Raw genomic sequence first — 15996 nt, forward strand, 5'->3', positions numbered from 1 at the left:
GTAATTAAAGCCCGCGTGAAGGCACCCGGTCAACGGGGCCTCGGCGGAACATCGCCGGGGCCCGGACCGGGCCGCCCGCGGCGTCCGTCAACGGCTCCCCGGCGCCGGCCCGGGGAGCCACCGGTACTGGAACTCCGGGCGCCCGACCTGCCCGTACTGCGGGGCCCGCTCGGCCCGCCCGGTGGACACCAGGTGCTCCAGATAGCGCCGGGCGGTGATGCGGGAGATGCCCACGGCGGCGCCCGCCTCGGCGGCGGTGACCCCGCCGGGGGCCTCGCGCAGGGTGCGGGTGACGGCGGAGAGCGTGGGGCCGCTGAGCCCCTTGGGAAGCGCCGCGGGCTGCGGCGTGCGGAGCGCCGCGAGGGCCCGGTCCACCTCGTCCTGGCCCGACGCCTCGCCGACCGCCGCGCGGAACTCGGCGTACCGGGCGAGCCGGTCGCGCAGGGTCGCGAAGGTGAACGGCTTCAGCACGTACTGCACGACGCCCAGCGACACGCCCTCCCGGACGACCGCGAGGTCCCGCGCGGAGGTCACCGCGATCACGTCGGCCGCGTGCCCGGCGGCGCGCAGCGAGCGCAGCAGCTGGAGCCCGTAGCCGTCGGGCAGGTACAGGTCGAGGAGGATCAGGTCGACGGGCGTGCGCTCCAGCAGCCGGACGGCGGCGGCGCGGGAGTGGGCGACGCCGACGACGGCGAAGCCGGGCACGCGCCCGGCGTACAGGGCGTGCGCGTCCGCGGCGACCGGGTCGTCCTCGACGACCAGCACCCTGATCGCGTCCCCGCTCACGCGGCGCCCTCCCCGCCCGCGGCGGGAGCGGCCGTACGCGCCGGTCCGGCACCGCCCGCCGGGCGTGCCATCGGGCCGGCTCCGCCCGCCGGGCGTGCCGCCGCGGGTGCCGCGGGTGCCGCGGGCGCCGGTCCCAGGGGCAGCCGTACGGTGAACTCCGCGCCGCCCTCCGGCCCCCGGCCCAGCTCGATCCGCCCGCCCGCCCGGTGCACGGCCTGGCGGACCAGCGCCAGACCGATGCCGCGCCCCGGGCCGTGCGTGGACCAGCCGCGCTCGAACACCGACCCGGCGTCGCCGGACGGCACACCGGGTCCCGAGTCCGCCACCCGCAGCAGCAGTGCGCCGCCGGCCGTGCCGAGCGCCACGGTGACGCGGGAGCGGGCCGAGCCCTGGGCCGCCTCGACGGCGTTGTCGAGGAGGTTGCCGAGGACGGTGACCAGGTCGCGGGCGGCCAGGCCGGGCGGCAGGACGCCGTCGTCCACGCGGCTGTCCGCGGTGAGGACCAACTCGACGCCGCGCTCGCTGGCCTGCGCCGACTTGCCGAGCAGCAGCGCCGCCAGGACCGGCTCGCCGACCGCGTCGACCACCCGGTCCGTCAGCGCCTGCGCGAGCTCCAGCTCGGCCGTCGCGAAGTCGACCGCCGCCTCCACCCGGCCCAGCTCGATCAGCGACACGACGGTGTGCAGCCGGTTGGCCGCCTCGTGCGCCTGCGCGCGCAGCGCCCGGGTGAAGCCGCGTTCGGAGTCCAGCTCGCCGGAGAGCGCCTGGAGCTCGGTGTGGTCCCGCAGCGTCACGACCGTGCCGCGCCGCTCGCCCCCGACGACCGGCCGGGTGGAGACCACCAGCACCCGGTCGGCGGTCAGGTGCAGCTCGTCCTCGCGCGGCTCCGCGGCGAGCAGCGCCTCGGTCAGCGACGGGGCCAGCCCCAGCCCGGCCACGGGGGCGCCGACGGCGTCCGGCGGCAGTCCCAGCAGCTCCCGCGCGCCGTCGTTGACGAGCGCGATACGCCCTTGGCCGTCCAGCATCAGCAGCCCCTCCCGCACCGCGTGCAGGGCGGCCTGGTGGTAGTCGTGCATCCGGCTCAGCTCGGCGGCGTTCATGCCGTGCGTGTGCCGCCGCAGCCGGGCGTTGACGACGTACGTGCCGACCGCGCCGAGCGCCAGCGCCCCGGCGGCGAAGCCGAGCAGCGCGGTCACCTGCCGCCGCACCTGCTCGCTGATCCGGTCGATGGTGATGCCCGCGCTGACCAGGGCCACGACCCGGTCGCGGTCCCACACCGGCGTGACCGTGCGCACGGAGGGGCCGAGCGTCCCCTCGTACGTCTCCGTCACCGTGCCGCCCCGCCGCGCCCCGTCGATGTGGCCGAGGTATCTCCCGCCTATGCGGTCGGGTTCCGGGTGGGTCCACCGCCGGCCGTCCGGCGCCATGATCACCACGAAGGTCACGCCGCCCTCGCCGGTGAGGGCGTCGGCGTAGGGCTGGAGGGCCGCGGTCGGGTTGTCGGAGCGGACCGCGGTGAGGACGGCGGGGGACCGGGCCACGGCCGTGGCGGTCGCGGTCACCTGCCGGCGGGCGGTCTCCTCCGCCTGGGCGTGGTCGGTGACGTACGCGAAGACGGCGCACCCGGCCACGATGGCCGCCACCAGCACGGCCTGCATCGCGAAGAGCTGCCCGGCGAGGCTGCGGGGGCGGGGTAGGCGCATGCGGACCAGTCTGCCTGTCCGAAAACGCGTGAACGAAACGTACGCAACGGTGACCGGGGTCACAGGCGTGATGGATAGTCGCGGGGATCCACCGGGACGTGGAGCGCACTCATCGAGGAGGACCCGTGGCCGCACGGCGGGAACGTACCCACTATCTGTATCTGGCCGTCATCGCGGCGGTGGTGCTCGGCATCGTGGTGGGCTTCGCCGCCCCGGGCGTCGCGCAGGAGCTCAAGCCGCTGGGCACCGGCTTCGTCAACCTCATCAAGATGATGATCTCGCCGGTCATCTTCTGCACGATCGTGCTCGGCGTGGGCTCGGTCCGCAAGGCCGCGAAGGTGGGCGCCGTCGGCGGTCTGGCCCTCGGGTACTTCATGGTGATGTCGACGGTCGCCCTCGCGATCGGCCTGGTCGTCGGCAACCTGCTGGAGCCCGGCTCCGGGCTGCACATCACCGACGAGACCCGGGCCGCGGGCGAGAAGCAGGCGGCGGGCGCGAGCGAGGGGACGGTCGACTTCCTCCTCGGGATCATCCCCAAGACGCTGGTGTCGGCGTTCACCGAGGGCGAGGTCCTCCAGACCCTGCTGGTCGCGCTGCTCGCGGGCTTCGCGCTCCAGGCGATGGGCCGGGCGGGGGAGCCGGTCCTGCGCGGCATCGGCCACATCCAGCGGCTCGTCTTCCGCATCCTGGCGATGATCATGTGGGCGGCGCCGGTCGGCGCGTTCGGCGCCATCGCCGCGGTGGTCGGCTCGACGGGCGTGGACGCGCTGAAGTCCCTCGCCGTGATCATGCTGGGCTTCTACGCGACCTGCGTCGTCTTCGTCTTCCTCGTCCTCGGCACCCTGCTGCGGCTGGTCGCGGGCGTGCACATCGTGCCCCTGCTGAAGTACCTGGCGCGCGAGTTCCTGCTGATCCTCTCCACCTCCTCCTCGGAGTCGGCGCTGCCGCGCCTGATCGCGAAGATGGAGCACCTGGGCGTCAGCAAGCCCGTCGTCGGGATCACCGTCCCGACGGGTTACTCCTTCAACCTCGACGGCACCGCCATCTACCTGACGATGGCCTCGCTCTTCGTCGCCGAGGCGATGGGCCAGCCGCTGGCCGTGGGCGAGCAGATCTCCCTGCTGGTCTTCATGGTGATCGCGTCGAAGGGCGCCGCCGGTGTCACCGGCGCGGGGCTGGCCACGCTCGCCGGCGGACTGCAGTCCCACAAGCCGGGCCTGGTCGACGGCGTCGGGCTGATCGTCGGCATCGACCGGTTCATGAGCGAGGCGCGGGCGCTGACCAACTTCGCGGGGAACGCCGTGGCGACCGTGCTGATCGGCACCTGGACCAAGGAGATCGACAAGGAGCGGGTGTCCGAGGTGCTCGCCGGGCGGCTGCCGTTCGACGAGACGACCCTGCTGGACGACGGCCACGGCGCCCCGGACACCGACCCCGCCGACACCGACCCCGCCGACACCGACCCCGCCGGTACCGCCGATCCCGCGGGCGGGGAGCGGCCCGCCGGGGCGGTGCCGCCCGCCAAGGTCTGACGGCCGCGCCGCGCCCGCCGTACGGGCGGGGGCCAGGACGCCCGTACGGCACGGAGCGCCGGGCGCGGGACCGGGAGAGGAGCCCGGTCCCGCGCCCGGCGCGCGTCACGGCACGGCGTGCCGGGCGGGAGCGGTTCCTCGGCTCCGTCCGGGGTCCGGATGCGGCTACCGCCGGTAACATGGCGAGCCGCGCACGCATGGCATGTACATGATCTTGAGCTGACGCCGACCGCCACCGGTACCGGTGTGAAGGGATGGTCCCCCCATGTCACGTCTGGCCCGCTCGACCGCCGCGCTCGCCCTCCTCCTCCCGCTCGCCCTCGCCCTGCCTGCCGCCTCGGCCGCCCCCGCCGCCCCCGCCGCCTCCGCACCGGCCGCCCCGGCGGGCGGCGCCGCAGAACCGCTGCGGGACGTCGTCCTCGTCGGCAACAGCGCGGACGGCACGGTGAGCTTCCTCGACGCCCGCACCTACCGGAACCTCGGCACGCTCGACGTGGCCCCGGACCTGGAGGAGGTGCTCGCCGGCATGGACGTGTTCCGGCGGGCCGCCTACGAGGTGGTGCGCCGGGAGGCGGGCGGCGACAAGTTCGTGGACGACGCCCACCTCTCGCCCGACGGCCGCACCCTGTACGTCTCGCGAGGCAACCTCGGTGACGCCGCCGCCTTCGACGTGGCCACCGGCCGGCAGCTGTGGCGCACGCACCTGGCCGGGCTGAAGGCCGACCATGCGGCGCTCTCGGCCGACGGCCGCACCTTCGTCGTCTCGGCGATCACCGCCGCCAAGGCCCAGGCCCTCGACACCGCCACCGGCCGTGTCACCGGCGAGTTCGCCACCGGCACCTACCCGCACGAGAACGTCTACTCGGCCGACGGCTCCCTCGTCTACAACATGTCCATCGGCGTGACCTCCCTGCCGAAGGCCCTCGACTCCCTCAAGGGCGCCAAGCAGGTGACCGTCGCCGACGCCCGCACGTGGAAGGTGCTGCGCACGTACACCTTCGACAAGGGGATCCGCCCGGCGGTGATCACGCCGGACGGCTCGACGATGTACGCCCAACTGTCGTACCTCAACGGCTTCGTCGAGTACGACCTGCGGGCCGGCCGCACCCTGCGCACCGTGGAACTGCCGTTCAGTGCGGCCGGCGCGGCGCTGAAGCCCGACGACTACCCGCAGAACTCCGCGCACCACGGCATGGCGATGAACGGCGCGCAGGACAAGCTGTGCGTCGCGGGCACCATCGACGACTACACGGCCGTCGTCTCCCGCCCCGGCCTCACCACCGACGGCTTCGTCCACTACCCGCAGGGCGCCCTGCCGTACTGGTCGGTGACGGGGCAGGACGGCAGGCACTGCTGGGTGACGCTGTCGAACCGCGACGAGGTGTCGGTCGTCGACTACGCGACCGCGCGGGAGGTCGCGCGCGTCAAGGTCGGCGACTTCCCGCAGCGCGAGCGGACCGGCCGGGTCGCGCCCGAGGCCCTGTCCGGCCTCACCCCGCAGGGCTGACCGCCGGCGCCCCGCGGCCCCGCCCGTACGCCTGACGCGCCACCGGCCGGCCGGTGGCGCGTCAGGCGGGGGATGCCAGGCAGAGCGCGTCAGGCGTACGGGCGAGTCGGGCGGGGCGCCCGAAAGCAAAAAGCCCCGCACCGCTGAGGCGGTCGGGGGCGGGTGACGCGTATACTCGTTGATTCGCGTGCGGGCACGACAAAGGAGCACGTGAATTGACGAAGTCACAGTATCGCGTCGGGAGTGGAATGTCAATCGACGAGTCCGAGGCAGTGCGGACGGAACAGCGCTTCGTGAGCGGGGTGTACGCCCGCCTGGACCTCCTGCGCGAGCGTGCCGAGGCGGCCGTGCGGGACGCCCTGCGCGCCGGCGGCACCAGCGCCCAGGCGCGGCTGGAGCGGGACGTGTTCGTCGCCGAGCAGTCCGGGCTCCTCGCCGCGTACGACGCGTGCGACCACAAACTCTGCTTCGGCCGGCTGGTCTTCCGCGACGGCCGGGACCACCGCATCGGCCGGATCGGCATCCGCGACGACGACGACGAGCGCACCCCGCTGGTGGTCGACTGGCGCGCCGACGTGGCCCGCCCCTTCTACCTGGCCACCGGCCACACCCCGATGGGCCTGGCCCGGCGCCGCCACATCACGACGGAGGGCCGCCGGGTCACCGCCCTGCACGACGAGATCCTGGACCTGCGCGACGGGACCCGCAGCGGCCACGAGGGGCGCGACGCGGACGCCGTGCTGCTCGCCGCGCTCGACTCCGCCCGCACCGGGCGGATGAGCGACATCGTGCAGACCGTCCAAGCCGAGCAGGACCGCGTCATCCGCGCCCCCCACCAGGGCGTCCTCGTCGTGGAGGGCGGCCCCGGCACCGGCAAGACCGCGGTCGCCCTGCACCGTGCCGCGTACCTGCTGTACGCCCACCGCGAGCTGCTCGCCCGCCGGGCGGTCCTCGTCGTCGGCCCGAACCCGGCCTTCCTCGGGTACATCGGGGAGGTCCTGCCGAGCCTCGGCGAGACCGGCGTGCTCCTCGCCTCCCCGGGCGAGCTGTTCCCCGGCGTGCGCGCCACCGGCACCGACACCCCCGAGGCCGCCGAGATCAAGGGCCGGGCCGCCATGGCCGGGGTGCTCGCCCGGTTCGTGCGCGACCGGCAGACCGTGCCGCCCACCGGGGAGCCCGTCGAGATCGACCACGAGGACCACGGCACGCTGCTCCTCACCCGCGACATGGCGGAGGACGCCCGTTGGGACGCCCGGGGCACCGGCCTGCCCCACAACCTCGCCCGCCCCCGTTTCGCCACCCGGATCGTCGACGCGCTCACCGCGCAGCTCGTGGACCGCATCGGCGCCGACCCCTACGGCGGGCCCAACCTCCTCGACCCCTCGGACGTCGCCCAGCTCGGCAAGGAGGTCGCCGCCAGCGACGCGGTACACGCCGCGATCGACGGGCTGTGGCCGGTCCTGACCCCGAGGGAACTCGTCGCCCGCTTCCTCGCCGACCCCTTCGGCCACCTCCCCGACGGCGAGGCGGAGTTCGTCCGGCGGGACCCCGCCGACGCGCGGCCCGGCACCGGGGCGCCCACCGGCGCCGACGCGTGGACGCCCGCCGACGTGCCGCTCCTCGACGAGGCGGCCGAGCTGCTCGGCGAGGACGACTCCGCCGCCCGCGCCGCCGCCGCCCGGGAGCGCGCCGAGCGGGTCGCCTACGCGCAGGGCGTCCTCGACGTGGCGCACGCCTCGCGGACCTACGAGTTCGAGGACGAGGAGTCGGAGGTCCTCGGCGTCGCGGACGTCATCGACGCGGAGCGGTTCGCCGAGCGCCACGAGGAGGCGGACCACCGCAGCGCCGCCGAGCGCGCCGCCGCCGACCGGACCTGGGCGTTCGGGCACGTCATCGTGGACGAGGCGCAGGAGCTGTCCGCGATGGCCTGGCGGCTGCTGATGCGGCGCGTCCCCACCCGCTCGATGACCCTGGTCGGCGACCCGGCCCAGACCGGCGACGCGGCGGGCTGCGGCTCCTGGCGGGAGATCCTCGCCCCGTACGTGGGGGACCGCTACGAGCAGGTCACCCTCGGCGTCAACTACCGCACGCCCGCCGAGGTGATGGAGTACGCCGCCGAGGTGCGCCGCGCCGTCGAGCCGGGCTTCCGCCCGCCCCGCTCCGTGCGCTCCACGGGGCTGCCCCCGTGGGAGGAGACCGCCGACGACCTGCCCGCGGCCGTCGCCGCCGCGGTCGCCCGGGAGGCCCGCGACGAGGGGCGGCTCGCCGTGGTCGCGCCCGCCTCGCACCTGGCCGCGCTCGCCGGCGCGCTGCCCGCCGCGTCCTGGGGCGCCGAACCGGACCTGACCCGTCCGGTGGTCCTCCTCGACCCGCGGCAGGCGAAGGGCCTGGAGTTCGACACGGTGGTCGTGGTGGACCCGGAGGCGATCCGCGCCGCCGGGCCGCACGGGGTCAACGACCTGTACGTGGCGCTGACCCGCGCGACCCAGCGGCTCGGCGTGGTCCGGCCGGCGGCCGGGACGGCGCTCAGGCCGGCCTGAACCACACGGTCGCCAGCGGCGGCAGCGTCATCCGCACGCCCTCCGGCTCCCGCTTGACCGGGTCGGCGTTGCGGACGCCGCCGCCGCCGTACTCCACCGCGTCGGTGTTGAGGACCTCGACCCAGGCGGGCACGGACTCCGGCGCCCACAGCCGGTAGTCCTGGCGCACCACCGGCGAGAAGTTGCTCACCGCCAGCAGCGGGTCGCCGTGGGCGTCGTACCGGACGAAGGCGAAGACGTTGTCGTCCGCCGCGTCGCCCAGGGCCCAGCGGAAGCCCTCCGGGGAGGTGTCCCGCTCCCACAGGGCGGGCGTCACGGTGTACACGGCGTTCAGGTCGCGGACGAGGTCGCGCACGCCCCGGTGGTCGCCGGCCGAGTGGTAGTCGTCGCCCAGCAGCCACCACTCGGGGCCGTGCTGCTCGGACCACTCGGCGCCCTGTGCGAACTCCTGCCCCATGAAGAGCAGTTGCTTGCCCGGGTGGGCCCACATGAAGCCCAGGTACGCGCGGTGGTTGGCGCGCCGCTGCCACCAGTCGCCGGGCATCTTGGTGACGAGGGCCTGCTTGCCGTGGACCACCTCGTCGTGCGAGATCGGCAGGACGTAGTTCTCGCTGTACGCGTACACCATCGAGAACGTCATCTCGTTGTGGTGGTACTTGCGGTGCACCGGCTCCTTGGAGACGTACACGAGCGAGTCGTGCATCCAGCCCATGTTCCACTTCAGCCCGAAGCCCAGGCCGCCGTGCTCGGTCGGGCGGGTCACGCCCTCCCAGGCGGTGGACTCCTCGGCGATGGTGACCACGCCGGGGCAGCGGCGGTAGACGGTCGCGTTCATCTCCTGGAGGAAGCGGACCGCGTCGAAGTTCTCCCGGCCGCCGTGCTCGTTGGGCGCCCACTCGCCGTACTCGCGCGAGTAGTCGAGGTACAGCATGGAGGCGACGGCGTCGACGCGCAGGCCGTCGATGTGGAACTCCTGGCACCAGTAGACGGCGTTGGCGACGAGGAAGTTGCGCACCTCCGTCCGCCCGTAGTCGAACTCCAGCGTCCCCCAGTCGGGGTGCTCGGCCCGGCGCGGGTCGGGGTGCTCGTACAGCGGCGTCCCGTCGAAGCGGGCCAGGGCCCAGTCGTCCTTCGGGAAGTGCGCCGGCACCCAGTCGACGAGGACGCCCACGCCGGCCTGGTGCAGCCGGTCCACCAGGTACTTGAAGTCGTCCGGGGTGCCGAGCCGGGCGGTCGGGGCGTAGTAGGAGGTGACCTGGTAACCCCACGAAGGGCTGTAGGGGTGCTCGGCGACCGGCATCAGCTCCACGTGCGTGAAGCCCAGCTCCGTGACGTACGCCGTCAGCTCGTCCGCCAGCTGCCGGTAGGTCAGGCCCGGCCGCCAGGACGGCAGGTGCACCTCGTACACGGAGAACGGCGCCTCGTGCACCGGCCGCTCGCCGCGGCGGGCCATCCACGCCCCGTCGCCCCACTCGTGGTGCGAGGCGGTCACGACGGAGGCCGTCTCCGGCGGGCACTGGGTGCGGCGGGCCATCGGGTCGGCGCGCAGCGAGTGGTGGCCGTCGGGGCCGACGACCTCGAACTTGTACAGCGCGCCCTCGCCGACCCCGGGGACGAACAGCTCCCACACGCCGGTGGAGCCGAGGGACCGCAGGGGCAGGCCCGTGCCGTCCCAGTACGTCCAGTCGCCGGCGAGCCGGACGCCGCGCGCGTTCGGCGCCCACACCGCGAAGCGCGTGCCGGTGACGCCCTGGTGGGTCATGACGTGCGCGCCGAGCGCCGTCCACAGCTCCTCGTGGCGGCCCTCCCCGATGAGGTGCAGGTCCAGTTCGCCGAGGGCGGGCAGGAAGCGGTACGGGTCGGCGACCTCCAGTTCGGCCGACTCGTACGACACGGAGAGCCGGTAGTCGGCCGGGACCTCGCGCAGCGGCAGCACCCCGGAGAACAGGCCGTCGCCGTCGTCGTGGAGGTCGTGCCGCTGCCCGTCGGCGAGGACGACGGCGACGGCGCGCGCGTGCGGGCGCAGCGCGCGGAACACCACGCCGTCGGGCAGCAGGTGGGCGCCCAGCAGCCCGTGCGGGTCGTGGTGCTCGCCGGCGAGCAGCCGGGCCCGGTCGGTGCCCTCCACGGGGTGGGCCGGGACGCCGTCGGCGCCGTCCCGGGGCCGTGGCGGCCGGCCGGGAGCGGCGGTCTGGGGCGCCTCCAGGGCGGTGACGACCGGCTGGGCGGTCGCCGCGGGCGGTTTGCGGGTCGGACGGCGGGGGGTCACGGGGGAGAGCCTCCTCGGTGGAGTCACGTCAGGGTGTCGGGGGCGAGCCGGGGGCGACGGGAGCGCGCCCGGCCGGGGGAGTGCGGTCCCGCGCCCGCGCCGTCCTGCGGCGCGGCGAGGCGGTGGACGGCCGCCATCGGGACCCGGAGCCAGTCGGGGCGGTGGCGGGCCTCGTACACGACCTCGTACACCGCCTTGTCGGTCTCGTACGCCCGCAGCAGCGCCTGTTCGGCGCGCGGGTCGGTGCCGGACGCCTCGGCGTACCCGGCGCAGTACGCGTCGCGGCAACGTTCCGCCCACTCCGCCTGCCAGGGGTGGTGGGAGTGGGCGGCGTAGTCGAAGGAGCGCAGTATCCCGGCGACGTCCCGGACCGCCGGCTGGGGGCGGCGGCGCTCGGCCAGCGGTTTCGAGGGCTCCCCCTCGAAGTCGATCACCGCCCAGTCGCCGCGCGGCGTGCGCAGCGCCTGCCCCAGGTGCAGGTCGCCGTGGACCCGCTGGGCGCGCCAGGTGCCGCCCTGCTCGGCGAGGGCGGCGACCGCGTCGAAGGCGGCGCGCAGCCCCGGGGCGTACGGCAGGAGCGCGGGCACCGCCTGCGCGGCGGCGTCCAGCCGGCGGCCCATCGCGACGGCCAGGTGCCGTGCCTGCGGCCGGGCGAGGGTCACCGTCGGCAGCGCGTCGGCGAGCGCGGTGTGGACCTCGGCCGTGGCGCGGCCCAGGGCCCGCGCCTCCTCGGTGAAGTCGTCCCCGGCCGCCAGCGCGTCGAGCGCGAGCTGCCAGCCGTCCTGCGAACCGCGCAGGAACGGCTGGAGCACGCCGAGCGTCGCGGCGCCGTCCGGGTGCCCGGGGCCGGACTCGTACCAGGCGACGGGCGCCGGCACCCGGGCGCAGCCGGCCCGGGCCAGGGCGAGCGGCAGTTCCAGGTCCGGGTTGGCGCCCGGGTGGATCCGCCGGAAGATCTTCAGGATGTACGCGTCGCCGTAGACCAGCGACGTGTTGGACTGCTCGGCGTCCAGCACCCGCGGGACCAGCCCCTCGGGGATGGGCACCGTGCGGTGGAAGGCCAGCGGCCCGATGGTGCCCGGCGACCGCAGCCGTTCCAGGAGGATCGCGGCGAGCCGGGGGTCGTGGAGGGCCTCGTACACCGTGCGCCCGGCCAGCGGGCCCTGGGTGACGCGGCCGATGAGGGCGGGGGCGAGCCGCGGCGGCAGGGTGTCGCGGACGCCCAGCAGGAGTTGGTAGCAGTCCCCGGGCGGCGTGGGCGGCCCGCCGGCCCCGGGCTGCTGCACCCGGACGAGCAGGTGCAGGAGGCCGGGTCCGGCGGTGTCGAGCGGGAGCAGCTCGGTGGCCGACACGAGGGCGAAGCCGGTGACCGGCCGGCCCTTCCCGGCGAACCACCGCCTGCGTGGCAGCCATTCGTGGAGCAGTGGCGCCAGCGACGGCAGCAGGGCGACGGGGGCCCGGGCGGTGGATGCGGTCTCCGACATGGCAGCGCGTCCTTTCCCCGGGTACTACAGAATGCACGGAACGTGCAGAGTGTCCCGGAATGCGGCATGGGCTGTCCGGCTGTGCGGGACGTGTCGGGCGGGGATGGTCCTTATAGACCCGAATCGACGTATGAGGTGGACAGTGCCCAGGGCGGAGCGAGGGAAACGCCCCGCCCCGGACGTACGGGGGGCGTGGGGCCGAGGGGTCCGCCGGGGAGGCCGGACGGTCCGTCAGCGCCGTGGGCCCGGGGCGGGGCCGCCGCCCGGTCTGCCGGCGGGGGCCGCCGCCGGGACGGCCGCCGCCGGAGCGGCCGCCGCGACCGGCCCCGGGGCCGCCGCGACCGCGCCCGGGGCCGTGGGCGGCGGGGCGGGCAGACCGGCGGACCGGGCCGTCTTCGTGGGCAGCACCGTGTCCGCGCGCAGCCGGAACCAGTAGAAGCCGTGCCCCGCGAGGGTGAGCAGGTACGGCAGCTCGCCGACGGCGGGGAAGCGGACCCCGCCGATCAGCTCCACCGGGTGCAGCCCGTCGAACTGGCGCAGGTCCAGCTCGGTCGGTTGCGGGAAGCGCGAAAAGTTGTGGACGCACATCACCAGGTCGTCGCCGTACTCCCGGAGGAAGGCGAGGACCGCCGGGTTCGACGACGGCAGCTCGGTGTACGAGCCGAGGCCGAAAGCCGGGTTCTGCTTGCGGATCTCGATCATGCGGCGGGTCCAGTGCAGCAGCGACGACGGCGAGGCCATCGACGCCTCCACGTTCGTCACCTGGTAGCCGTAGACCGGGTCCATGATCGTCGGCAGGTACAGCCGCCCCGGGTCGCAGGAGGAGAAGCCCGCGTTGCGGTCGGGCGTCCACTGCATCGGGGTGCGGACGCCGTCGCGGTCGCCGAGCCAGATGTTGTCGCCCATGCCGATCTCGTCGCCGTAGTAGAGGATCGGCGAGCCGGGCAAGGAGAGCAGCAGCGCGGTGAACAGCTCGATCTGGTTGCGGTCGTTGTCGAGGAGCGGGGCCAGGCGCCGCCGGATGCCGATGTTGGCGCGCATCCGGGGGTCCTTGGCGTACTCCGCGTACATGTAGTCGCGCTCCTCGTCGGTGACCATTTCCAGGGTCAGCTCGTCGTGGTTGCGCAGGAAGATGCCCCACTGGCAGTTCACCGGGATCGCCGGGGTCTTGGCCAGGACTTCGGAGACGGGGTAGCGGGACTCCCGGCGCACCGCCATGAAGATGCGCGGCATCACCGGGAAGTGGAACGCCATGTGGCACTCGTCGCCGCCGCCGGCGAAGTCGCCGAAGTAGTCGACGACGTCCTCGGGCCACTGGTTGGCCTCGGCGAGCAGCACGGTGTCCGGGTAGGCGGCGTCGATCTCCTTGCGGACCCGCTTGAGGAAGGCGTGGGTCGCCGGGAGGTTCTCGCAGTTGGTGCCCTCCTCCTGGTAGAGGTACGGCACGGCGTCGAGGCGGAAGCCGTCGATGCCCAGGTCGAGCCAGAACCGCAGCGCGGAGAGGATCTCCTGCTGCACGGCCGGGTTCTCGTAGTTCAGGTCCGGCTGGTGCGAGAAGAAGCGGTGCCAGTAGTACTGCTTGCGCACCGGGTCGAAGGTCCAGTTCGACGTCTCGGTGTCGACGAAGATGATCCGCGCGTCCTGGTACTGCTTGTCGTCGTCGGCCCAGACGTAGTAGTCGCCGTACGGGCCGTCCGGGTTCGCGCGGGACTCCTGGAACCACGGGTGCTGGTCGCTGGTGTGGTTCATGACGAAGTCGATGATCACCCGCATGCCGCGCTGGTGCGCGGCGTCCACGAACTCCACGAAGTCCGCGAGGTCGCCGAACTCCGGCAGTACCGCCGTGTAGTCCGACACGTCGTAACCGCCGTCGCGCAGCGGCGACTTGAAGAACGGCGGCAGCCAGAGGCAGTCGACGCCGAGCCACTGCAGGTAGTCGAGTTTGGCCGTGAGGCCCCTGAGGTCGCCGATGCCGTCGCCGTTGCTGTCCTGGAAGGAGCGGACCAGCACCTCGTAGAACACGGCCCGCTTGAACCAGTCGGGGTCCCGGTCCTTGGCGGGTGTGTCCTCGAACGTGTCGTGGACGGGCTCGTTCACGGTCATGATGTGGGTGACCCTCCGATCGGGGGAGACGGTCGCAGGACCGCACCGTGCTGATCAGGGGGGCAGCCCCCGGATCCCCGGCACACCACGAGCACGTGCGCGGGCGATACGCCCGGCTCCAGGCGCACGTAGTTGGTCCTGCCCCAGTGATATGTCTCGCCGGTGAGCTCGTCGCGCACCGGTACGGTCTCGTGCCAGTCGAGGCCGAGATCCGGCATGTTCAACGAAACCGTGGCTTCCTGGGTGTGGTGGGGGTCGAGGTTCACGACCACCAGAACAACGTTCGAACCCGTCCGCTTGCTGTAGGCGATGACCGCGTCGTTGTCGACGTGATGGAAGCGCAGGTTCCGCAGCCGCCGCAGCGCCGGGTTGCGGCGCCGCAGCCGGTTGAGGGACGTGATGAGCGGGGCGATGCTGCGGCCCTCCCGCTCGGCCGCCGCCCAGTCGCGGGGGCGAAGCTGGTACTTCTCCGAGTCGAGGTACTCCTCGCTGCCCTCCCGGACCGGGGTGTTCTCGCACAGCTCGTACCCGGCGTACACGCCCCACGTCGGCGACAGCGTCGCCGCCAGCACCGCGCGCGCCTCGAAGGCCGGCCGGCCGCCGTGCTGGAGGTAGGCGTGCAGGATGTCGGGGGTGTTGACGAACAGGTTCGGCCGCATCGTGGCGGCGGACTCCGTCGACAGCTCCGTCAGGTACTCGGTCAGCTCCTGCTTGGTGTTGCGCCAGGTGAAGTAGGTGTACGACTGCTGGAAACCGATCGCGCCGAGCGTGCGCATCATCGCGGGGCGGGTGAACGCCTCCGCCAGGAAGATCACGTCCGGGTCGGTGCGGTTGACGTTGGCGATCACCTTCTGCCAGAAGACCACCGGCTTGGTGTGCGGGTTGTCGACCCGGAAGATCCGCACGCCGTGCGCCATCCAGTGGCGCAGCACCCGCACGGTCTCGCGGACGATGCCGCGCATGTCCTTGTCGAAGGCGATCGGGTAGATGTCCTGGTACTTCTTCGGCGGGTTCTCCGCGTACGCGATGGTGCCGTCCGCCCGGTGGTGGAACCAGGCCGGGCGCCGCTTCACCCACGGGTGGTCCGGCGAGCACTGGAGCGCGAAGTCCAGCGCCACCTCCAGCCGCAGGTCGCGGGCGCGCGCGACGAACGCGTCGAAGTCCTCGATCGTGCCGAGGTCCGGGTGGACCGCGTCGTGGCCGCCGTCGGCCGAGCCGATGGCCCACGGCACGCCCGGGTCGTCCGGGCCGGCCTCCAGGGTGTTGTTGGGGCCCTTGCGGTGCGTGGTGCCGATCGGGTGGATCGGTGGCAGGTACACCACGTCGAAGCCCATCGCCGCGATCGCCGGTAGCCGGTCGGCGGCCGTGCGGAAGGTGCCCGACACCAGCCGTCCGCCGGCGTCGCGGTGGGCGCCCTCGGACCGCGGGAACATCTCGTACCAGGACCCGTACAGCGCCCGCTCCCGCTCGACGAGCAGCGGCAGCCGCTTCGACGCCGTGACCAGTTCGCGCAGGGGGTGGCGGTCCAGGGCGTCGCGGACCTCCGCGGCGAGCACGGCGGAGAGCCGCTCCGCCGGCGCGCGGCGGGTGTCGCGCAGGGCGTCGACGGCGGCGAGGACGGCCTCGCGGCCCTCGTCCTTCGGCACCCCTTCGGCGGCCCGCTCGTGGAGCGCGGCGCCCTCCGTCAGCACCAGCTCGGTGTCGATCCCCGCGGGCACCTTGATGCCGGCCTGGTGGCGCCAGGTGGCGACCGGGTCGCTCCACGCCTCGACGTGGTACGTCCAGCGGCCCTCGCAGGTGGGGGTGACCTCGGCGCCCCACCGGTCGGTGCCGGGTGCCAGCTCTCTCATGGGGGTGAACGGGCCGGTCCGCCCCGACGGGTCCGTGAGGACCACGTCGGCGCCGACCGCGTCGTGACCCTCGCGGAAGACCGTGGCCGAGACCTGGAGGGTCTCACCGGCCACCGCCTTCACGGGCCTCCTGCCGCAGTCGACGATCGGGGAGAGGTCCAGGACGGGAATGCGACCAATCAGCGGGTTCACAGCATCACCTGAGGGTTGCTTACGGGGTAT

The 15996-nt window shown here is 74.0% G+C and carries 8 protein-coding genes and 1 pseudogene; 3 read left to right on the forward strand and 6 right to left on the reverse strand.

What is annotated here, in order from left to right:
- Positions 1-87 precede the first annotated feature (87 nt).
- A complete protein-coding gene (locus tag LPA54_RS23280) occupies positions 88-786 on the reverse strand; it encodes a response regulator (RefSeq protein WP_228980971.1) in 699 nt (232 codons plus the stop codon).
- Positions 783-2489 carry a sensor histidine kinase gene (locus LPA54_RS23285; RefSeq protein ID WP_228980973.1) on the reverse strand — a complete coding sequence of 569 codons (1707 nt, stop codon included), beginning with the start codon at positions 2487-2489 and terminating at the stop codon, positions 783-785. The genes LPA54_RS23280 and LPA54_RS23285 overlap by 4 nt, the downstream gene beginning before the upstream one ends.
- A 125-nt stretch (positions 2490-2614) precedes the next feature.
- Here LPA54_RS23285 and LPA54_RS23290 point away from each other — a divergent pair, with 125 nt between their 5' ends.
- The 3 genes from LPA54_RS23290 (at position 2615) to LPA54_RS23300 (ending at position 8068) form a co-directional block, all read left to right on the forward strand.
- Positions 2615-4021 carry a cation:dicarboxylase symporter family transporter gene (locus LPA54_RS23290; protein WP_228980974.1) on the forward strand — a complete coding sequence of 469 codons (1407 nt, stop codon included), beginning with the start codon at positions 2615-2617 and terminating at the stop codon, positions 4019-4021.
- Positions 4022-4286: 265 nt separating this feature from the next.
- The gene (locus tag LPA54_RS23295) at positions 4287-5528 is read left to right on the forward strand and encodes a YncE family protein (RefSeq protein WP_228980975.1); all 1242 of its coding nucleotides are present in this window, start codon (positions 4287-4289) and stop codon (positions 5526-5528) included.
- Between the two features lie 248 nt (positions 5529-5776).
- Entirely contained in the window at positions 5777-8068 is a 2292-nt protein-coding gene (locus LPA54_RS23300) for a UvrD-helicase domain-containing protein (protein WP_228980978.1), read from the forward strand.
- On the opposite strand, the gene glgB is transcribed toward LPA54_RS23300, so the two are convergent.
- From glgB to LPA54_RS23320, 4 genes and pseudogenes are all read right to left on the reverse strand, one after another.
- Entirely contained in the window at positions 8055-10274 is a 2220-nt protein-coding gene (gene glgB / locus LPA54_RS23305; protein WP_228981048.1) for a 1,4-alpha-glucan branching enzyme, read from the reverse strand. The genes LPA54_RS23300 and glgB overlap by 14 nt on opposite strands.
- Before the next feature lie 86 nt (positions 10275-10360).
- Entirely contained in the window at positions 10361-11821 is a 1461-nt protein-coding gene (locus tag LPA54_RS23310; RefSeq protein ID WP_228980980.1) for a phosphotransferase, read from the reverse strand.
- A 417-nt stretch (positions 11822-12238) separates the two neighbouring features.
- Positions 12239-13924 (reverse strand): annotated as a pseudogene (gene treS, locus LPA54_RS23315) (maltose alpha-D-glucosyltransferase); the annotation flags it as partial.
- Entirely contained in the window at positions 13921-15957 is a 2037-nt protein-coding gene (locus LPA54_RS23320) for an alpha-1,4-glucan--maltose-1-phosphate maltosyltransferase (protein ID WP_228981049.1), read from the reverse strand. The gene LPA54_RS23320 and the pseudogene treS, both read right to left, overlap by 4 nt.
- Positions 15958-15996 lie beyond the last annotated feature (39 nt).

Source organism: Streptomyces sp. DH12, from assembly GCF_020873895.1.
GTDB lineage: Bacteria > Actinomycetota > Actinomycetes > Streptomycetales > Streptomycetaceae > Streptomyces.

Excerpts from the sequence above, each read along its gene's own strand:
- LPA54_RS23285 (WP_228980973.1), bottom strand. The coding sequence starts at position 2,489 with ATGCGCCTACCCCGCCCCCGCAGCCTCGCCGGGCAGCTCTTCGCGATG.
- LPA54_RS23295 (WP_228980975.1), top strand. The coding sequence starts at position 4,287 with ATGTCACGTCTGGCCCGCTCGACCGCCGCGCTCGCCCTCCTCCTCCCG.
- LPA54_RS23300 (WP_228980978.1), top strand. The coding sequence starts at position 5,777 with ATGTCAATCGACGAGTCCGAGGCAGTGCGGACGGAACAGCGCTTCGTG.
- LPA54_RS23310 (WP_228980980.1), bottom strand. The coding sequence starts at position 11,821 with ATGTCGGAGACCGCATCCACCGCCCGGGCCCCCGTCGCCCTGCTGCCG.